17 protein-coding genes, 1 pseudogene and 1 riboswitch are annotated in these 16,696 nt (G+C 56.8%); of the genes and pseudogenes, 4 read left to right on the forward strand and 14 right to left on the reverse strand.

Going from position 1 to position 16,696, the window contains the following annotated elements; translation table 11 throughout:
* The first annotated feature begins 31 nt into the window (after positions 1-31).
* Positions 32-922 (forward strand): NAD-dependent epimerase/dehydratase family protein, encoded by an 891-nt coding sequence (locus HVA01_RS12925; RefSeq protein ID WP_146875827.1) that lies wholly within the window; start codon positions 32-34, stop codon positions 920-922.
* 3 nt (positions 923-925) lie between these two features.
* Here the strand turns inward: HVA01_RS12925 and HVA01_RS12930 are convergent, their stop codons facing one another.
* The 4 genes and pseudogenes from HVA01_RS12930 to HVA01_RS17875 form a co-directional block, all read right to left on the reverse strand.
* Entirely contained in the window at positions 926-1,696 is a 771-nt protein-coding gene (locus HVA01_RS12930; RefSeq protein ID WP_146875828.1) for an ABC transporter ATP-binding protein, read from the reverse strand.
* Positions 1,696-2,682: a FecCD family ABC transporter permease gene (locus HVA01_RS12935; RefSeq protein WP_146875829.1), complete on the reverse strand. Its 987-nt coding sequence runs from the start codon at positions 2,680-2,682 to the stop codon at positions 1,696-1,698. The genes HVA01_RS12930 and HVA01_RS12935 overlap by 1 nt, the downstream gene beginning before the upstream one ends.
* A complete protein-coding gene (locus HVA01_RS12940; RefSeq protein WP_146875830.1) occupies positions 2,682-3,605 on the reverse strand; it encodes a cobalamin-binding protein in 924 nt (307 codons plus the stop codon). Before HVA01_RS12940 ends, HVA01_RS12935 begins: the two co-directional genes overlap by 1 nt.
* A pseudogene (locus HVA01_RS17875) lies at positions 3,586-4,006 on the reverse strand (TonB-dependent receptor plug domain-containing protein); the annotation flags it as partial. The pseudogene HVA01_RS17875 and the gene HVA01_RS12940, both read right to left, overlap by 20 nt.
* A riboswitch (cobalamin riboswitch) is annotated at positions 3,977-4,117 on the reverse strand. Its footprint overlaps the pseudogene before it by 30 nt.
* 81 nt (positions 4,118-4,198) lie before the next feature.
* Between HVA01_RS17875 and HVA01_RS12955 the strand changes: the two are divergent.
* Positions 4,199-4,816, forward strand: coding sequence for a hypothetical protein (locus tag HVA01_RS12955; protein WP_146875831.1), 618 nt, complete (start codon positions 4,199-4,201; stop codon positions 4,814-4,816).
* 79 nt (positions 4,817-4,895) lie between these two features.
* Here the strand turns inward: HVA01_RS12955 and HVA01_RS12960 are convergent, their stop codons facing one another.
* The 10 genes from HVA01_RS12960 to cobT are packed head-to-tail and all read right to left on the reverse strand — an operon-like array spanning position 4,896 to position 13,534.
* A complete protein-coding gene (locus HVA01_RS12960; RefSeq protein ID WP_146875832.1) occupies positions 4,896-6,332 on the reverse strand; it encodes a P-loop NTPase family protein in 1,437 nt (478 codons plus the stop codon).
* The gene (locus HVA01_RS12965) at positions 6,319-7,629 is read right to left on the reverse strand and encodes a tyrosine-protein kinase family protein (protein ID WP_146875833.1); all 1,311 of its coding nucleotides are present in this window, start codon (positions 7,627-7,629) and stop codon (positions 6,319-6,321) included. Before HVA01_RS12965 ends, HVA01_RS12960 begins: the two co-directional genes overlap by 14 nt.
* Positions 7,626-8,042 carry an SAM-dependent methyltransferase gene (locus tag HVA01_RS12970; protein ID WP_146875834.1) on the reverse strand — a complete coding sequence of 139 codons (417 nt, stop codon included), beginning with the start codon at positions 8,040-8,042 and terminating at the stop codon, positions 7,626-7,628. The genes HVA01_RS12965 and HVA01_RS12970 overlap by 4 nt, the downstream gene beginning before the upstream one ends.
* A gap of 59 nt (positions 8,043-8,101) precedes the next feature.
* Positions 8,102-8,530: a bifunctional adenosylcobinamide kinase/adenosylcobinamide-phosphate guanylyltransferase gene (locus tag HVA01_RS12975; RefSeq protein ID WP_146875835.1), complete on the reverse strand. Its 429-nt coding sequence runs from the start codon at positions 8,528-8,530 to the stop codon at positions 8,102-8,104.
* Positions 8,482-9,135 (reverse strand): histidine phosphatase family protein, encoded by a 654-nt coding sequence (locus HVA01_RS12980; RefSeq protein ID WP_146875836.1) that lies wholly within the window; start codon positions 9,133-9,135, stop codon positions 8,482-8,484. Before HVA01_RS12980 ends, HVA01_RS12975 begins: the two co-directional genes overlap by 49 nt.
* Positions 9,072-9,842: an adenosylcobinamide-GDP ribazoletransferase gene (gene cobS / locus HVA01_RS12985; RefSeq protein WP_146875837.1), complete on the reverse strand. Its 771-nt coding sequence runs from the start codon at positions 9,840-9,842 to the stop codon at positions 9,072-9,074. The genes HVA01_RS12980 and cobS overlap by 64 nt, the downstream gene beginning before the upstream one ends.
* Positions 9,839-10,378, reverse strand: coding sequence for a bifunctional adenosylcobinamide kinase/adenosylcobinamide-phosphate guanylyltransferase (locus tag HVA01_RS12990; RefSeq protein WP_146875838.1), 540 nt, complete (start codon positions 10,376-10,378; stop codon positions 9,839-9,841). The genes cobS and HVA01_RS12990 overlap by 4 nt, the downstream gene beginning before the upstream one ends.
* On the reverse strand, positions 10,375-11,481 hold the full coding sequence (cobD, locus tag HVA01_RS12995; protein WP_146875839.1) for a threonine-phosphate decarboxylase CobD: 1,107 nt from the start codon (positions 11,479-11,481) through the stop codon (positions 10,375-10,377). The genes HVA01_RS12990 and cobD overlap by 4 nt, the downstream gene beginning before the upstream one ends.
* Complete coding sequence (gene cbiB / locus HVA01_RS13000) at positions 11,478-12,488, reverse strand: adenosylcobinamide-phosphate synthase CbiB (protein WP_146875840.1); 1,011 nt, start codon at positions 12,486-12,488, stop codon at positions 11,478-11,480. Before cbiB ends, cobD begins: the two co-directional genes overlap by 4 nt.
* Positions 12,485-13,534 carry a nicotinate-nucleotide--dimethylbenzimidazole phosphoribosyltransferase gene (gene cobT, locus HVA01_RS13005; protein WP_146875841.1) on the reverse strand — a complete coding sequence of 350 codons (1,050 nt, stop codon included), beginning with the start codon at positions 13,532-13,534 and terminating at the stop codon, positions 12,485-12,487. The genes cbiB and cobT overlap by 4 nt, the downstream gene beginning before the upstream one ends.
* Positions 13,535-13,840: 306 nt before the next feature.
* Here cobT and edd point away from each other — a divergent pair, with 306 nt between their 5' ends.
* Both edd and glk read left to right on the forward strand, forming a co-directional pair.
* Positions 13,841-15,730, forward strand: coding sequence for a phosphogluconate dehydratase (gene edd / locus HVA01_RS13010; protein ID WP_146875842.1), 1,890 nt, complete (start codon positions 13,841-13,843; stop codon positions 15,728-15,730).
* Positions 15,730-16,695, forward strand: a complete 966-nt coding sequence (glk, locus tag HVA01_RS13015) for a glucokinase (protein ID WP_146875843.1) — start codon at positions 15,730-15,732, stop codon at positions 16,693-16,695. The genes edd and glk overlap by 1 nt, the downstream gene beginning before the upstream one ends.
* The last annotated feature ends 1 nt before the right edge of the window (position 16,696 follow it).

A 16,696-nucleotide genomic window follows, 5' to 3' on the forward strand; every position in this document is an offset into this window, starting at 1 on the left:
GATAGTTCGTTCTATTAATTAGGGGCTCTATATGCGACTTCTGTTCACCGGCGGCAGCGGCAAAGCCGGCCGTCATGCAACGGCTTATCTTCGTGACCAAGGTCACCGGGTCACCAATTTAGACTGGGCGGCGTCCGATGTGCCCGGCATTACTACGCTGAAAACCGACCTGACCGACGCAGGCCAAGTGTTTAATGCCTGCCAGGCCTACGCCGATTTTGACGAACTGGAACCGGGCACTGGCGTGCCGCGTTACGATGCGATTGTCCACTTCGCGGCTATACCGGCCATCCTGCATCGGCCGGACAACGAGACCTACCGGATTAATACGCTGAGCACTTACAACGTGCTGGATGCAGCGACTAAGCTAGGCATTCCCAAGGTTATCTTCGCTTCCAGCGAGACTACCTACGGCGTTTGCTTTGCCGATGGAGAGAAGAAACCGGACTACCTGCCTGTCGATGAAGAGCATCCCACCGTACCTCAAGATAGCTACGCCATGAGCAAGGTGGTGAATGAAGTAACCGCGCGCTCTTTCCAGGCGCGTTCAGGCATCGACATCTACGGCCTGCGTATCAATAACGTTATCGAGCCCCAAGAGTACCGCCAGAATTTCCCGGCCTATATGGACAACCCCGCCCTGCGCCGTCGCAATATCTTCGCCTACATCGACGCCCGCGACTTGGGCCAAATGGTCGATTGCTGCCTGAAAACCGATGGCCTGGGCTACCAAGTGTTCAATGTCGCCAATGACGATTTATCGGTGGGCCTGACCAATGCCCAGGTGATTGAGCGCTTCTACTCCGGCGTCCCCATCAAGCGCGAAATGGACGAGTTTGAGACCTTCTACAGCATCGAAAAGGCCCGCCGTCTGGTCGGTTTCGCACCACGCCACTTCTGGCGGGATGAGCTGGAGCAATAGGCCTCACCCTTTTATCGGCACAAACACCGGCGCACCGTCCACCTCTACCACCGCGAGTCTTTGGCGGTAGAGGTTTTCTAAGGCACTGGGCACCAGCATGTTATCTCTTGAGCCCCAACAGGCTTCGCCATTGGGATAGAGCAGTAAAATATGGTCGCACCAGCGGGCAGCAAGGTTTAGGTCGTGCAGACACATTATCACTGCCTTGCCTTCTGCAGCCTGTTCCGCCATTAGCCCCATCACGGCACTCTGGTGGTGAAGATCAAGATGGTTAGTCGGTTCATCGGCTAGCCAGACCGCCGGCGCCTGGGTCAGTACAGTAGCAATCGCAACGCGCTGGCGTTCGCCGCCGGAAAGCGTGCTGACTAAACGGTCGCGCAGGTGCGCCACATCTAGTCGCTCCAGGGCGGCGTCGGCACGGGCATAATCTTCAGCGCCCTCCATTTGCCATGGCGATAGATAAGGGTGGCGACCAATCAGTACTGTCTCTAATACGGTCGCGGGAAAGCCATCCTGGCGATCTTGAAATACCAACCCCAACCGCTGAGCGATATGGCGCCGACGCAGCTGGCTAATCAACTGATCATCCAGACTCACCTGACCTGAACGCGGGGCATGGAGACCCGCCAGGGTATGCAGCAGTGTGGTTTTACCCGCACCATTGGGGCCTAACACCCCCCACTTCTGTCCCGGCTCGATGGTTAAATTAAGCGGCGTACCGCCTTCACGGCCGGGTACGTCGATAATGAGATCGTGGCTAGCCAGTACGCTCATCAGCGGCTCCGATAGAGCAGGAAAAGAAAGGTAGGCACGCCCAATAACGCAGTGATGACTCCCACTGGCAGCTGTTCTGGTGCAATCATCGTGCGCGCCAAGGTGTCGGCCAGCACTAACAGCGTGCCGCCCGCCAGCGCACAGGCGGGCAAAATCAGCCGCTGATCGTTACCTAACAGCAGGCGCAGCATGTGGGGCACCACTAAACCGACAAACCCAATGCTGCCTGCGGTGGTGACTGCCGCGGCGGTGAGCAGGCTGGCAACTATATAGATACACCATTCCAGCGGCCTGACCGCAACGCCCAGGGCGGCGGCCTGCTGTGGGCCACGAGCCAACACATTCAGGCTGCGCCCAAGCGGAATCAGTACCACGCAGGTAGCCAACAACAGTAGCAGCGGCGGCCAAGGGGTACGCGCATAAGAGAGATCGCCCATCAGCCAGTAGAGCATGCCTGGCAGGCGCTCGGCAGGGCTCATAGCCAGCATTAAGGTAATGACCGCGCCCCACCCCGCCGCAACCACCACGCCGGTGAGCAGCAGCCGTGAAGGCGTCCAGCCGCCGCTACCGTGGGCTAAACCAAAAACTAAAAACGTCGAAAATAGCGCGCCGCCAAACGCCGAACTTGAAATCGCCAGCCCGCCTAACCCACCCAGCATGGCGGCCAGTGCGCCAATTGAGGCACCGCCAGAAAGGCCAAGCACATAAGGGTCAGCGAGAGGATTGCGCAGCAGCACCTGCATTAACGCCCCCGCCACTGCCAACAAACCGCCCACGGCAAACGCCGAGAGCGCCCTGGGCAGGCGCAGCTCCATCACCATCGTCCGCGCCAGGGCGTCACCTTCGCCCTGCCCTATATGACTAAGCGCCACCTCCCAAATTTGCCCCGGCGAAATCTGTGCACTGCCAACGCCAAGGGCGATGAGTAGCGAAGCCAGCGCCGCAAATAAGAGCAGGCTAAGCGGCAGGCCCAGGCGCGCTAGCATTAAAGGCGCTCACGCTTTTGGCGGGCGATTTCAAGCTTCTCACACAGAATTTGGGTACCCTCCGTCAGGCGCGGCGTCGGCCGTTGAATCAGCGAAGGCGGTACAAAGAAGAGGTTATCTTCGGTCACCGCCGTCAGGTTGGGGTACTGCTCCCAGTGGGTCAGCCAGTGGCGATTCTCTTCGCCCATGCCCCCGGCCACAATCGCCTCTGGATTCGCTGCCAGCACGGCTTCGTCGTCGATACGTGGCACCAGCCGCGCCTGCTCGCCAAACACATTCTCGCCACCGCACATCTCAACCACTTGGCCGATCAGGTGCTGGTTGTTGACGCTCATTAGCGGCTCATCCCAAACCTGATAGAACGTGGTCACCGGCTCGCGATCACGATAGCGAGCGTCAATTCCGCCCATGGTCTTCCGGAAATTATCGGCCACCGTCTGTCCGGCGGCTTCAGTACCCGCCAGCCGCGCCAAGCGCTCAATGGCGCTGGCCACGCCCTCTACATCGCGGGGCTCGATATAGAACACGGGCATGCCCAGGGCTTCGAGGGTTTCAAGCTGTTCGGCGGGGTTGCCGGTTACCCAGCCAATGACTAAATCCGGCGCCAGCCCCACTAACGCCTCTAAATCAATCCGGGTGTGGCTGCCCACCGACGTCACCTCCTTGGCTTCCGGCGGGTAGTCGCTGTAGGAAACGACGGCAACCACTTGATCCCCCGCGCCCGCCGCATAGGTCAATTCGGTTGCACCTGGCGACAGCGTGGCAATGCGCTGAGCAGCATGGTGAAGGCAAACCTCACGGTCACGATCATCCACTGCGCAGCGCGAGTGTTCATGGGCGTGCGATACAGCCGCTATCAGCAGCAGCGCTAGGCCTAAGGCCCCGCGTACTAAGTGACTTCTTTTATTGGCCAAAGTGAACACTCAAGAACCCTGCTCGGCCTGCATTGAGGTAGTCGGCGCCATCAAAAGAACGCGTGGTGATGTAGTCTTGGTCCAAAGTATTGTCTAACGTTACACGGGCGCTCCACAGCGGGGCAAATTGCCAGCCTGCACGCAGATTAACCAGCCCATACCCACTCAAACGATCATCGTTTTGCGCATGACGATAGCGAGTACCTCCCTCACGCCCACTAACCCCAGCACTTAGCCGCTGCGTATTGAAAGAGCCGCCGCCCACTGACGGATGCCGTCTATGAGTAAAACGTTTTGCCCGCTGCCGGTGCCACGGATATAGACACTCCTGGTTTTACCAAAGCTACCGTTGGTAGAAACATCTACCCCGGCTGACCACGGAATATATCAGTCAAGCTAGTGGGGTCTTGGCCGTTGTTATCTCGATCACCATTGCGGGGGCAGCGTTGGATTCCCACAAAACGTTCACCAACTTCCCATTTAACTGGCGGCTTTTCCACCGCCAGCATCTGAGAGTGAGCGTAAGCTAGCAACTTGCTGTGGGGAGGTCAATTGACGATGAGCTGCTAGAGTAAAGGCAGCGCACCGACAAGGAGACGCTTATGACCGATTCCTCGGCAGCCGGTGTGCCGCGCTGGCTAAAACTGGCCTTTACGCTGTGGATCCTGATATGGGCGCCGAGCTACGTAGTGCTGTTGGGGGCGCAGAATTTCTTCTGGCTATGCAACGTGGCGAGTTTTCTACTGCTGTTGGCACTGTGGAGCGAGCAGCGCACGCTGATGTCGATGCAGTGGCTGGCGGTGGCGCTGGTCGGCAGTTTATGGAGCCTGGACGTTGCAACAGCGGCGCTCACTGGCGTGCATCCCATCGGCGGCACTGAGTATATGTTCGACCCGGAGCATCCGCCCATGGCACGGGCCATGTCGCTCTACCACGTGGTACTGCCGCTGGTGGCGGGTATCGGTGTCGCCAAGCTTGGCTATGCGCGCCGCGCCCTGCTGTGGCAGACCCTGCTGACCTGGGTAGTGGTACCGTTGACCTACCTGTTCACAGAGGCCGAGCGCAATATCAACTGGGTGCACGGACCTTTCGGCCAACCCCAGGACAGCCTGGATCCGTTGCTGTATCTTTTCCTGCTGACGATGTTGTGGCCGGTAGCGGTCTACCTGCCGGTGCATCTAGTGATGATCGGCTGGCAGCGCTGGCGGCGCCAAGCTTAGCTAACTACTTAATCGCCATTACCAACCCATGCCGCACATGCTAAACCTGGTCGGCTTGGGCGGTGGGTTTCGATATTGATTATTTTTTCGGTTTAACACCACCCCGGCGCCCTAGCCCAAAACCGACTCGATAGAGGTCAGGCATATCGATTCGGCCATCTTTGCGTTGCTCAAAAACACCAACGGATAATAAGTCGTCGCGAACCCCAGCCCAGCCTTTTTCAGCATGCTGGGGAGGCAGCCGACCTCCAGCATCAGCATCTTTGGGGCCACTGGGGAAATTCTCTTCCCAGCACTGTTCAATATCCTCAAATTTAATCGGCACTGTCAGCCCCTGCAACGGGCTAAGCACTTCGTGTACCCAAGGGTAATCTTCAGTTAACTCGCTAACCCGAATTGCAGATGCCTCTTGCACGCCGCGCTTGATACTTTCAAAGTGCAAAGCATGGGGATGCTCTGGGTAGCGTTCACGTGTGTCCTCGACCGCTTGTCGAATAGCGGCAATAAATGAACGCGGTGACGTTCTCCCTTGTCCATCGGCTAAGTGTCCTACTGTCCAACTGTAGGGCACACCTCGTCGGTGGTCTCTTCCCATCCACGGCCCTGCTAATGCCTCAAACAGTGCTCGCTGTGCAGGTGTTTCTCTTTTAATCTCATCATTAAGAACAAATAGCCCGCCCTCCTGTCGAGGATCATTTTGCAAGGTACGCGAATACAACTCACGCAACACCTGACCATGTTCGTTCGGGCCATTTAAAAAATATTGCCAGAGCAAACCATGTAAGTCGTGGCGGGCCCAGGATAGCTCTGCCTTAGTAGCCAAAAGCTTTGAAGCGTCAGGAAAATTTGTCACCGTTCGTTCTAACTGATCGTCACGTAGGAAAATTTTGGCGAAAATACGCGGATAAGGCTTCAACCAAAGAGCTACGCGCAGTAGATCACGCACGACCTCATCCATGATATGCCAATCGCTACTAAGTCTATCCAGGGCATCGAAAAGTATGAATGCGTCCTTTTGTTCCTCGTTAAGTTGCTCGCTAGCCAGTATCACCATTTGGGCAACACGCTCTGGATTATCACTGACCCACTCGACGCTTTCTTGCCAACTTGTGCAAGGAATGTGTTCACCAAGGAGCTCGGCTAACCAACGCACAACCACGGCCCGCCAGACGGCATAAGGCTCAGCGCCAGCCTTCATTAGTTGATCTAATGTAGCAGCATCTGGATAACGGTCAGGTTCTGGACGTTCTGAGAAGCCTATCCGAATTTCTGCTTGATCCAGTTTTGGAATTGAGGAGCCCAACCGGCTTCTTAAAGCTTGATCATTCAGGGCAGCCGTCCAGACCGACTTCCCTACTCCTCGTGTACCCACCACCAACTGACATTCGGGTCTTAGTGCTTTTAAATGTGTAGGGGGTACATAGAGATGCTCTTGCGGCGGAGCGCCCCCATTGTAAGACGTATCGACTGGCAGCGCCTGCAAGATGGCTTCCCTGATCCGACTAAGCCCTGTCATCTTTTTTCTCCTGAAAAGAAGTGGAGACACCTAATCCATTGATCAATGAGCCATATATAGAATCTACCTCATGGCGATCTATTTGCTGAAAGCGACTGTGCAAGGACGTTAAAGCGGCAAAGCCACGGTGCCAATTAATCGGCCATGGGTAATGCGGAGCAGTTTCATCGCTATCATCGAAGTTCCACAACGTTTCGGTCGTCTCGCCGGGAGGCACGTCATCATATAAAGACTCAGCAAACAAATCCCAACTGTGTTCATTCAAAGATCCAAAATACTCGGCAGCGCCAATGTCCGGAATCATCGCGCCGACCAGCTGCAACCGTTCGCGGATTTCCTGGGCAACACCAGCTTTGTGCCAATAATCAAACAAAATGCGGTATCCCGACCAGGTTTGTTCGCCATCAATAGCGAATAGAAGCACTAATCCCGCGCCAAGATCTGTTACGCAACTTGATGCAACATCGTCAATCCCAGAGCGGGAGTCGATCAGAATAATGTCAGGCTGCCAGCGCTGCTCTAATTGTCCAAGCAACCGGTCAAGGCGCTGAGACCATGCCTCATGTATCCCAACGGCGTTGTGTTTTGGCATCCATACTCGTCCCAGCTTGGCAATATAATCGCCAGGGTCGGCCCCATGAGCGGGCACCACAAGAATCTCTCCATCATGGGCAAGTTCGCTGGTAGCTACCATGTCCTCAAAGACAACAGCTCCATTATCGACCAAATCCTCTACCAACCAGTCCGTAATTCCATAAGCTGGACGCCTTTCCTCGGGTAACAATCCTGACGAAAGCCCGGGAGATTCAAGGTCTAAATCCAGCACCATCACCCGCTTACCCGACTGAGCCAGTGACCAAGCCGATGCGGCCATTGCGGTTGAACGGCCGACGCCTCCTTTAATAGAAAAAAACACCACACGAGGAGCACCATCAGTTACCTCTGTAATATTCGCCCAGCGCCCCTCGGTAGCTAAGCGGTCAACAACATAGGCGCCTTCAACATCCCCTAACCTAAATTTAGAAGCACCGGAAAACACAGCATCCATGTCGTCCTCAAACAGAATCATCTGCTCAGTTGGAAAGGCGTGAGCACCAAGCTCATTAGAAAGTTCTGCCGCGATTAAACGGAAGCTATCAAGTGCCTTGCTGTCTTGTTCAACGCTGCCAGGGAGAACAAGGCGAACGCGCCCGTTGAGATCACGATTCGCAATAACTGGCTGTGTTTGTGCAATCAACTCAGTATGGGGGGTCAAAACATGGATCAGAACACGCAGAATATTATCAAAGGTAATCATATCAAACCGTCCAGTTGCGCTTTGCGAATCAGTTGACGCACACTCTTAGCACCTTTTCTGTGCGGCTCAACCCGAGCCTGATCAAATAAATTTTGATTAGCATACCGCTGTGATGCGTTCCAATCTTGGAATGGATCAGCTAGTTCAAGACCGTAGGCAGTGCCTTGATGAAGCCCACTTCGATAGGTTTCGTAACGTGCCCAAATAACATTAATATGCTTCTTATCTTTATCCCTTTTAGGCATATCCTTGCTTTCATCAAATGGCATGCCAAATACCAGCATTAATTTCTTCAAACCGCATTCAGCCGCTATGCCAAAAAGATGATCTGCATTGGCCCAACGCTGCGACTGAAAGAGTTGTTCAGCATCTTGCCAATGGCGCTCGCTAGCGTCGAGAAAATCACTTTGCATCCTTAACCGGCCCCTATAAATCTATTGGTTAGTCTTCATTAGTTGTAAGCATACGCACACTAACCCTTCAGCGCTTGTACCAACCCATGCCGCACATACCAAACCTGGTCGGCTTGGGCGGTGGCATCCTGCACGAACCAGCCATTGAGATCACGTAGGCGCCGTTGCTCGGGCTGCATGGGCACAATCCCGCGGCCGACTTCGCTAGCAATGATGATTAGCGGCGCCTGTAGCTCCTCGGCACGCAGGCAGAGCTGTGTCATATCGCCCTGCCACTGTTGGCGTAAGGCAGTATTTTCAGCACTTTCTAACGCTGATTCGAGCCACTCAAACACGCCGGTTATCAACAGCGGCGTGTCGGCAACCAGCGCTTGCTGACTTGCTTCCAACCGCTGAACCGACGCCAGCCGATACCATATGGCGCCGGGAAAACGAGCCGTTACGGCATCGCGTTTGCCAGCGCAGGCACCGCCGATGAAAAGCTGCATTGCCATTCCCCTTTCCCCTGTTCGTCGGTGTGGTAAATAAGCTGCCAGCGCCTGCCTTGGGCCTGAACGACCGTACCATCCCAGAAGTGAATCGTTTCAAAGCGTCGGCGCAGCTCACGAATCACGCCGCCATGAGTGACCGCCAGAATTTTGCGGTGGCCGTCCTGCTGGGCATTCATCGCTAGTTCATGCAGCCAGGCATCCAACCGCTCGCGCAGTTGTGCCGCCGACTCACCGCCGGGTATTTGCAATTCCCCCACACTGTCAATCCAGGCGCGGTAATGAGGTAAGTGTTTAAGCTCGTCGTAAACCTTGCCTTCATACTCACCAAAATCGAGCTCGCGTAGACGTGGCTCAAGCGCAAGCGGTACGCCCTCTTTCACAGCCTGGGCCCACGCCAGGGTTTGCTGACAGCGTTGCAGATCGCTTGCGTAGATGGCATCAAAGCGCTCATCCGCCAGCGCTTCGCGTAGCGCCAGTAACCCCGCTTCAGCGTCTGGAAACAGCAGCGGAATATCTTGCTGGCCTTGATAACGGCGCTCTAAATTCCAAGCGGTGATACCGTGGCGAACTGCCACCAGCTCCACACTAAGATCAGTAGCCAAAACTCTCCTCCTTCAATGGTGGCACCGACCATATCGCCGTTAATGCCGTTAAACAGTCGCAACATGAACCAGCGCGAAAGCCCCACAAAGACAGCTGTCGCGAGCCCCATTAGCGCAAGCGAGGGTACCAGCAGCGTAATCAATGCCATGGGCACCAGCGCCAGCACCACATCCAGGGTACCGAGCGACTGCTGCCAGCTCCATGCCAAGCCCTTCTGCTGGGCGCAGGACGTTAAGACCAGCAACGCAACGCCTGCCCAGCGCCCGAGTGCCGGGATAACTACTAGCCACCACCAAGGGGCGTTATACGCCAACAGCGCCCACAGCAGCACGCCCTTCCAGGCAAGCAGAAACACCAGCGCTAACATGCCAAAGCTGCCAATTTGTGGATCTTTGAGGATCTCCCAACGCCGCGCTAGCGGCTGATTGCTGCCCAAAGCATCGGCAATATCCATCACGCCGTCCAAATGCAGCCCGCCGGAAAGCGTCACCCAAACGCTTAATACCGCCAACGCGGTGATCGGCGTTGGGACGTTGTGCATTACAAACGCGAGCAGCGCCAGCACGCTGCCAATCAAAAGGCCGACAAGCGGATAGCAGCGCACCGCCCAGCGGCGAGTCTCAGGCGTCCAGGGGCAAGCAATTGGAATGGGGATTCGGGTCAGAAACTGCAGCGCCAGCAAAAGGCCAAATAGAGCACTTTTCACAGCGAATGCCCCTTCTCGTGTTTCCACTTCAGGGCGCAGCCCGCGATTACCTCAATGACGGAGTCGGCCTCTGCCGCGAGCCAGCGATGGGTGCGCTGAAGAAAGGCGAGATAGCGCCAGGTTTCAGCATCAGTGGGTGGCAGCGCTTCATTGATGTCGTTGGAGACAATCACCAAATGAATGCTGCGCACTCGGGCATCAGCAAGCATGTTGGCCATTAGCGCCAAGCCCTCCGCTTGGCTAAGCTCGCTGGCATACAAGACTTGGCTGGCCCAGAGGGTTAGGCAGTCCAGCAGTACCGCACTGCCATCGGGCACTTTTTCGAGCGCCCGATCAATCGCTAATGGCGCCTCCAGCGTCTGCCACTGCCCGCATCGGAACTGTCGATGGTGCGCGATACGTTCGGCCATTTCGCGGTCGTATGCCTGAGCGGTCGCCAGGTAGTAGCCAGTAGCGCCATCCGCCGCGCTAAGCACGCACCGCTCGGCGAGTTCACTTTTACCGGAGCGCGCGCCGCCGCTAACGAAGACAATCATGCAGTCCCTTTTTCTTCAGTCACTTTTTTCTTAAGTACATTGACTAGCCGCCGATTGGCAGGTTCGTCGCGCAGCGCCACTCTTAGCCAATCACCCTTGAGCCCGGAAAAGTTGTGGGTATGACGCACTAAAATTCCCCGGCGTAGTAGCTGCTCAAAAAGCTCGTCGCTGGTCATTGCCTGGGCGGCACTAGGGCGCATTAGAAAAAAACAGGCATGGCTCGGGACTATTTCGAACCCTAGTTGGATAAGCGCCTGCATCATGCGTGGGCGCTCAGTAGCCAACCAACGCTGGGTGCGGCGGGCAAAGGCTTCATCTGCCAATAGCGGCGCTACCAGTTCAGCCGCCAAGTGATTAACACTCCAGGCTGGCTGATGGGTGGCGGCGGTATCTATCGTCGCCGCGTCCGCTAGCATATAGCCAAGTCTCAAGCCCGGCAGGGTATAAAACTTGGTCATTGAGTGCAGCAGAATCAAGTGTGGGTAGCGTGCCAGTAACGGTGCCAACGAAGCCGACGACTCGCCCACCATATCGACAAACGCTTCATCGACCACCACGCGGCAGCCAATCAAGGCGGTGTGCGCCAATAATGCCTCCATCTCAGCAGCATCGATAAGCGTTGCCGTCGGGTTGTTGGGCCGGCATAGAAACAGCACATCGATGCCGTTAAGCTCAGCCAATAGCGAATCAATAGCCAACGTGAAGTGCGGCGCGGGCAGTGCAATCTCTGTGACCGCGAGCCGATGGGCGCGACATGCGCGGGCATACTCGCCAAAGCTTGGGGTAATTATCGCCGCGCGCTTACCTGCATGTAGCGCGGCGGCGAGAAAAATCGCCTCCGCGCCGCCGTTGGTCAGCAGTACCTGGTCGGGCTGAAGCTGGTGATGGGCGGCGATGGCCTGACGCGCAGCGGCGTAATCCGGGGCAGGATAACGTTCAAGACCTGCCAGCTGTTTGGCTAACCAATCACTCACCCATGCCGGAGGCCCCAGAGGATTGAGGTTGGCGCTAAAGTCTTCCAGACGGTGATCGGCGGGCAAACCGAAGTGCGCTAATAGCGCTTCGGCTTGGCCGCCGTGGCTGGGCCACATAAATTTAGTCATAGTAGCCCCTTCAAAATGAATGACAATCCAGCTATCACCACCACGGACAGCAACATAAACAGTAGCCAGGCACCATGCATTAAGCGCACCGTGGCAGTGATATGCGTGACCTGCAGCACCTCAAGGGGCTTGCCTAGGGTAGCGCGCTGAGACACCACACCTTGATAGTAATTAGTGCCGCCCAGTTGAACGCCAAGTAGCCTTGCCACCATAGCCTCCGGCCAGCCAGCATTGGGGCTTGGATGACGCGGCGCATCATGGCAAGTGCCGCGCAGTGCGCCGCGCCAGCGCAAAGCCAAAACACCCGTAACATTAAGCAGCAGGCCAGCAAGCCATAGACACAACACGGTGAAACGTGCCGGTAGCCAATTGGCTATGTCGTCCAGCTTGGCGGAGGCAAAACCAAAATCCGCATAGCGCTGGTTTTTATAGCCTACCATCGAATCCAGGGTATTAACCGCCTTGTACGCCAGCGCTAGCGGCGCCCCGCCGATAAGGGCGAAAAACAACGGCGCGGTGATGCCATCCACCGTGTTTTCCGCCACGGTTTCTACCGTGCCCCGCGCGACCTCCGCTTCATCCAGACCTTGGGTATCGCGGCCAACAATCATCCCCAGCGCTTGACGGGCAGCCGGCAAATCACCTTTGGTCAGCGGCTCAACCACGGCGCGGGCCGCGTCGCCCAAGCCTTTAATAGCGAGCGTGGTGGAGAGCAGCCAGAGCTCTGCGATGATCGCAAGCCCCGGGTGGAGCCTGGCCAGTAAGGCCAGCGCTAACCAGCTAATCGTCCATGTACCGCCCACCACCATGAGGGTTAGCAGTCCGCCGCTGAGCCTGCGCTGCTGCGCAGTGCCGCGATTCCACAGCCGCTCATAGCCGGCAATAAAACGCCCAATCAGCACCACCGGGTGCGGCAGTGCCCGTGGGTCACCGACGATCAAATCAATCATAATCGCAACGGTCACCATCACCAGAGCGGCGAAAAAATAATCGCTAAACACGCTCATGGGGCTGCGTTATCGCTAACACCGGCATCGGTAAAGGTAGCCATTTCCGCCACCATCGCTGTTGCTGCTTGCAGTAGCGGAAAGGCGAGCGCCGCCCCGCTACCCTCGCCTAGCCGCATGCCCATATCAAGCAGCGGTTTTGCCTCTAGCGCCTTTAAAGCGATATTGTGTCCTGGCTCATGGGAGCGGTGACCAAAGATAAGATAACCGCGTACGGCGGGACACATTCGGCAGGCGATAAGCGCCGCCACGGTGGCAATAAAGCCATCCACAATTGCAGGCAACCGATGCGCCGCTGCCGCCAAGTAAGCCCCGGCCATGGCGGCAATTTCCAGCCCACCCAACTTGGCGAGCACCTCTAAAGGCGCCAGGGAGTCAGCGTTACGGGCGGCGATGGCGCGCTCAATAACTGCCACTTTGTGGACCAGCTGCTGCTGATTGATACCGGTTCCTGCGCCTACCAAGCTTGCCACCGACTCACCAGTGAGTACCGCCAGCATGGCGCTGCTGGCGGTGGTATTAGCAATGCCCATTTCACCGACAATAAGGCAGCGTGCTCCCGCCGTTCTTGCACGCTCAACGGCCGCGATACCTACGTCAATCGCCGCTAAGGCTTGATCTGCGTGCATCGCGTCTTCCACCACCATATTGGCGGTGCCATAACGCAGCTTGGCATTGACCACACCGGGCGCCTCGGTGGCGCTTGCCACGCCAACGTCCACGACCTCTATGTTGGCGCCTATCTGTCGGGCAAACACATTAATCGCCGCCCCGCCGCTAGCAAAGTTGGCCACCATCTGCGCGGTCACCGCTTGAGGAAACGCCGAGACGCCCTCTTCGGCAACGCCGTGATCGGCGGCAAACACCGTCACGGCAGGTGGCGCCACGCTGGGCTTAAGCTCGCCGGTAATAGTACTAAGCTGAACGGCTAGGTCTTCAAGGGCACCTAAACTCCCCGGTGGCTTGGTTAGCGTATCCAAATAGCGACACGTTACTTCACCCGCATGGCGGTCAACGGGCTGAATGTGGTCAACGATGGGGTGCATGCAGGCTCCGGCTTTTTGAGGGCTCTCTCATTAGGGGCAATCAACTATTCATTAGAACTATTCGTCAAAACGCAAAAGGGTAGCAAAAGCCTGGATGCTATACTTGCAATTTCATCCATGGGTATCCCAATCTCTTATAATCTAAAGGCTTTCATCGCACCCCGTGGGCAAGGTGATAGCCACACTACATTAGGGTAATAAAACTACAAATATGGTTTTTATTGCCGTAAAGTCTCTTATATCGACACTAAAAAATGTAAAATAACTACAAGTCTCTCACACCGTCTCTATCACGCAGAGGTCCCTATGCCGAGCTCAACACCTGCTAAATTAAACTCCACCGTTGCTGAGGTGACTCAGCGCATTCGTGAGCGTTCTGCTGAGCGTCGTGCCCTCTACGAGCGGCGCATGTCGGATCAGCATAAACGTGGTGTGCACCGTTCTGAGCTAAGCTGCGGCAACCTAGCCCACGGTTTTGCTGCCTGCAACCCGCGTGATAAGGGCGAGCTTAAGCTGATGAATAGTGCCAATCTGGGCATTATCTCGTCTTACAACGATATGCTCTCGGCGCACCAGCCGCTCGAAACCTTCCCGGAAACCATCAAAGCGGCAGCCCGGGATATGGGCTCAACCGCCCAGTTTGCCGGCGGCGTTCCAGCCATGTGTGACGGCGTCACCCAAGGCCAACCGGGTATGGAACTATCACTGTTCTCCCGTGATGTAATTGCCATGGCAGCGGCAGTGGGTCTCTCGCACAATATGTTCGACGCGGCGCTGTATTTAGGCGTCTGCGATAAGATTGTTCCAGGGCTGTTCATCGCTGCCGCGCGCTTTGGCCACTTGCCAGCGATGTTCGTACCAGCAGGCCCGATGCCCAGCGGCCTGCCCAATAAAGAAAAAGCCCGCATTCGCCAGCTTTACGCGGAAGGCAAAGTGGGCCGCGCTGAGCTGTTGGAGGCGGAGTCGGATTCTTACCACAGCCCCGGCACCTGCACCTTTTACGGTACCGCTAACTCCAACCAGCTAATGATGGAGATGATGGGCCTACACCTGCCCGGCACCTCTTTCGTTAACCCCGGCACCGAGATGCGCGAAGCACTGACCCGCTACGCCACCGAGCAGGCGATTCGCAACACCGAACCCGGTGGCGACTACCGCCCGTTCTACAAGCAGATTGATGAGCGCGCGATCGTTAACGCGGTGGTGGGCCTGCTGGCCTCCGGCGGTTCAACTAACCACACGCTTCACCTGATCGCCATGGCGGCTGCATCGGGCATCACCCTCAACTGGGACGACTTCACCGACCTTTCAGCGGTCACACCCAGTCTGATGCGGGTTTACCCCAACGGCCAAGCTGATATCAACCACTTCCAAGCAGCGGGCGGCATGAGCTACCTGTTCCGCGAACTACTGGGCGCTGGCTTGATCCATGGCGATATCCCGACCGTGTTCGGCACCGATTTAACCGCCTATACCCAAGAGCCGTTCTTGGAAGATGGCAAAATCGTTTGGCACGAAGGCCCCGAGAAAAGCCTCGACGAAGCCGTCCTCAGCACCGTCGCCACGCCCTTCGCGCCAACCGGCGGCCTCACGGTGATGAAAGGCAACTTAGGGCGCGGTGTGATCAAGGTGTCAGCGGTGGCCGAAGAGCATCGCATCGTCGAAGCGCCGATCAAAATCTTTGAAGACCAAAACGAAATGAAAGCCGCCTTTGAATCTGGCGACCTGGATCGCGATGTTATCGTGGTCGTACGTTTCCAAGGGCCCAAAGCCAACGGCATGCCGGAACTGCACAAATTAACGCCCTTCCTGGGTGTCCTGCAGGATCGTGGTTTCAAAGTCGCGCTGGTGACCGATGGGCGGATGTCTGGCGCCTCGGGCAAAGTGCCTGCTTCTATCCATATGAGCCCCGAAGCGCTGGATGGCGGCCCACTGGCTAAACTGCGCGACGGCGACATTGTGCGCCTGGATGCTAACGCAGGCACGCTGGAAGCCAAGATCGACCCCCACACCTGGTCCAAACGCGAACTACAGATCGGTGAGCTGGATCACTACCACGTCGGCTTAGGTCGCGAGCTGTTCGGCGGTTTCCGCCACTTAGCCATGCGCGGTGAAGAAGGTGCCGGCGTGTTTGGTGGTTTTGAAGCCGATGACATTGCTCGTCAGCAGGGCCAAATCTCGGAAGAGGATGCCTGATGCGACCGGCGTTAATCGGCGATATCGGGGGAACCAATGCGCGCTTAGCGCTGGTTTCCCCCGGTGAAATTATCCCACGCGATATCTTGAACCTGCCCTGCGCCGACTATGCTGGCATCACCGAGGCCGTGCAAGACTATTTAAACCAGGTAGGTGCCACGGGTGACAACGCCCCTCAGGAAGCTTGTTTAGCCTTCGCCTGCCCGGTCCACGCCGAGCGGGTTAAAATGACCAACAATCATTGGGACTTTATGAAAGGCGACGTTCAGCAAGCGCTGAACCTCTCGCTGTTTAAAGTCATTAACGACTTCACCGCACAGGCGTTAGGCGTTCCCCATGTGGCGGCCGAGGATCTGGTGGAAATCCAGCCGGGTAACGCCCAGGAGCATGCAACACGCCTAATCATCGGCCCCGGTACCGGGCTGGGCGTGGCCGGTGTATTCCCTGGCCAGCACGCCTGGATTCCACTGCCCACCGAAGGCGGCCACGTGACCTTCGCCCCTACCGACGATACCGAAAGGGCAATTGTCGATATTTTCAAACAGCGCCACGCGCGGGTAAGCGTTGAACGCCTATTGTGCGGCCAAGGGTTGCTGGAGCTTTATCAAGCCTACTGCACGCTTGAAGGCGTTACCCCAACCGTCACTCACCCGGCAGACGTCACCGCGGCGGCCAACGCAGGCGACAGCCTGGCAACCGCGGCCCTGCTGCGGTTTCTGAAAATTCTGGGCGACGTGTGCGGCGATGCCACCTTAACCATGGGTTCACGGGGCGGCGTTTATCTGTGTGGCGGTATCCTGCCGCGCCTGCTGGATTGGCTGCCGAGAAGCGAGCTGCGTACTGCGTTTACCAACAAAGGTCGCATGGGCGCCTACAACGCGGACATCCCCGTGTGGGTCGTCACCGCCCCTTGGACCGGCCTGCTGGGCGCCGCCGAAGCGCTGCATAACGAAGAAGTTTTCTAAT

The sequence above is a fragment of the Halovibrio variabilis genome, assembly GCF_007991175.1.
GTDB lineage: Bacteria > Pseudomonadota > Gammaproteobacteria > Pseudomonadales > Halomonadaceae > Vreelandella > Vreelandella variabilis.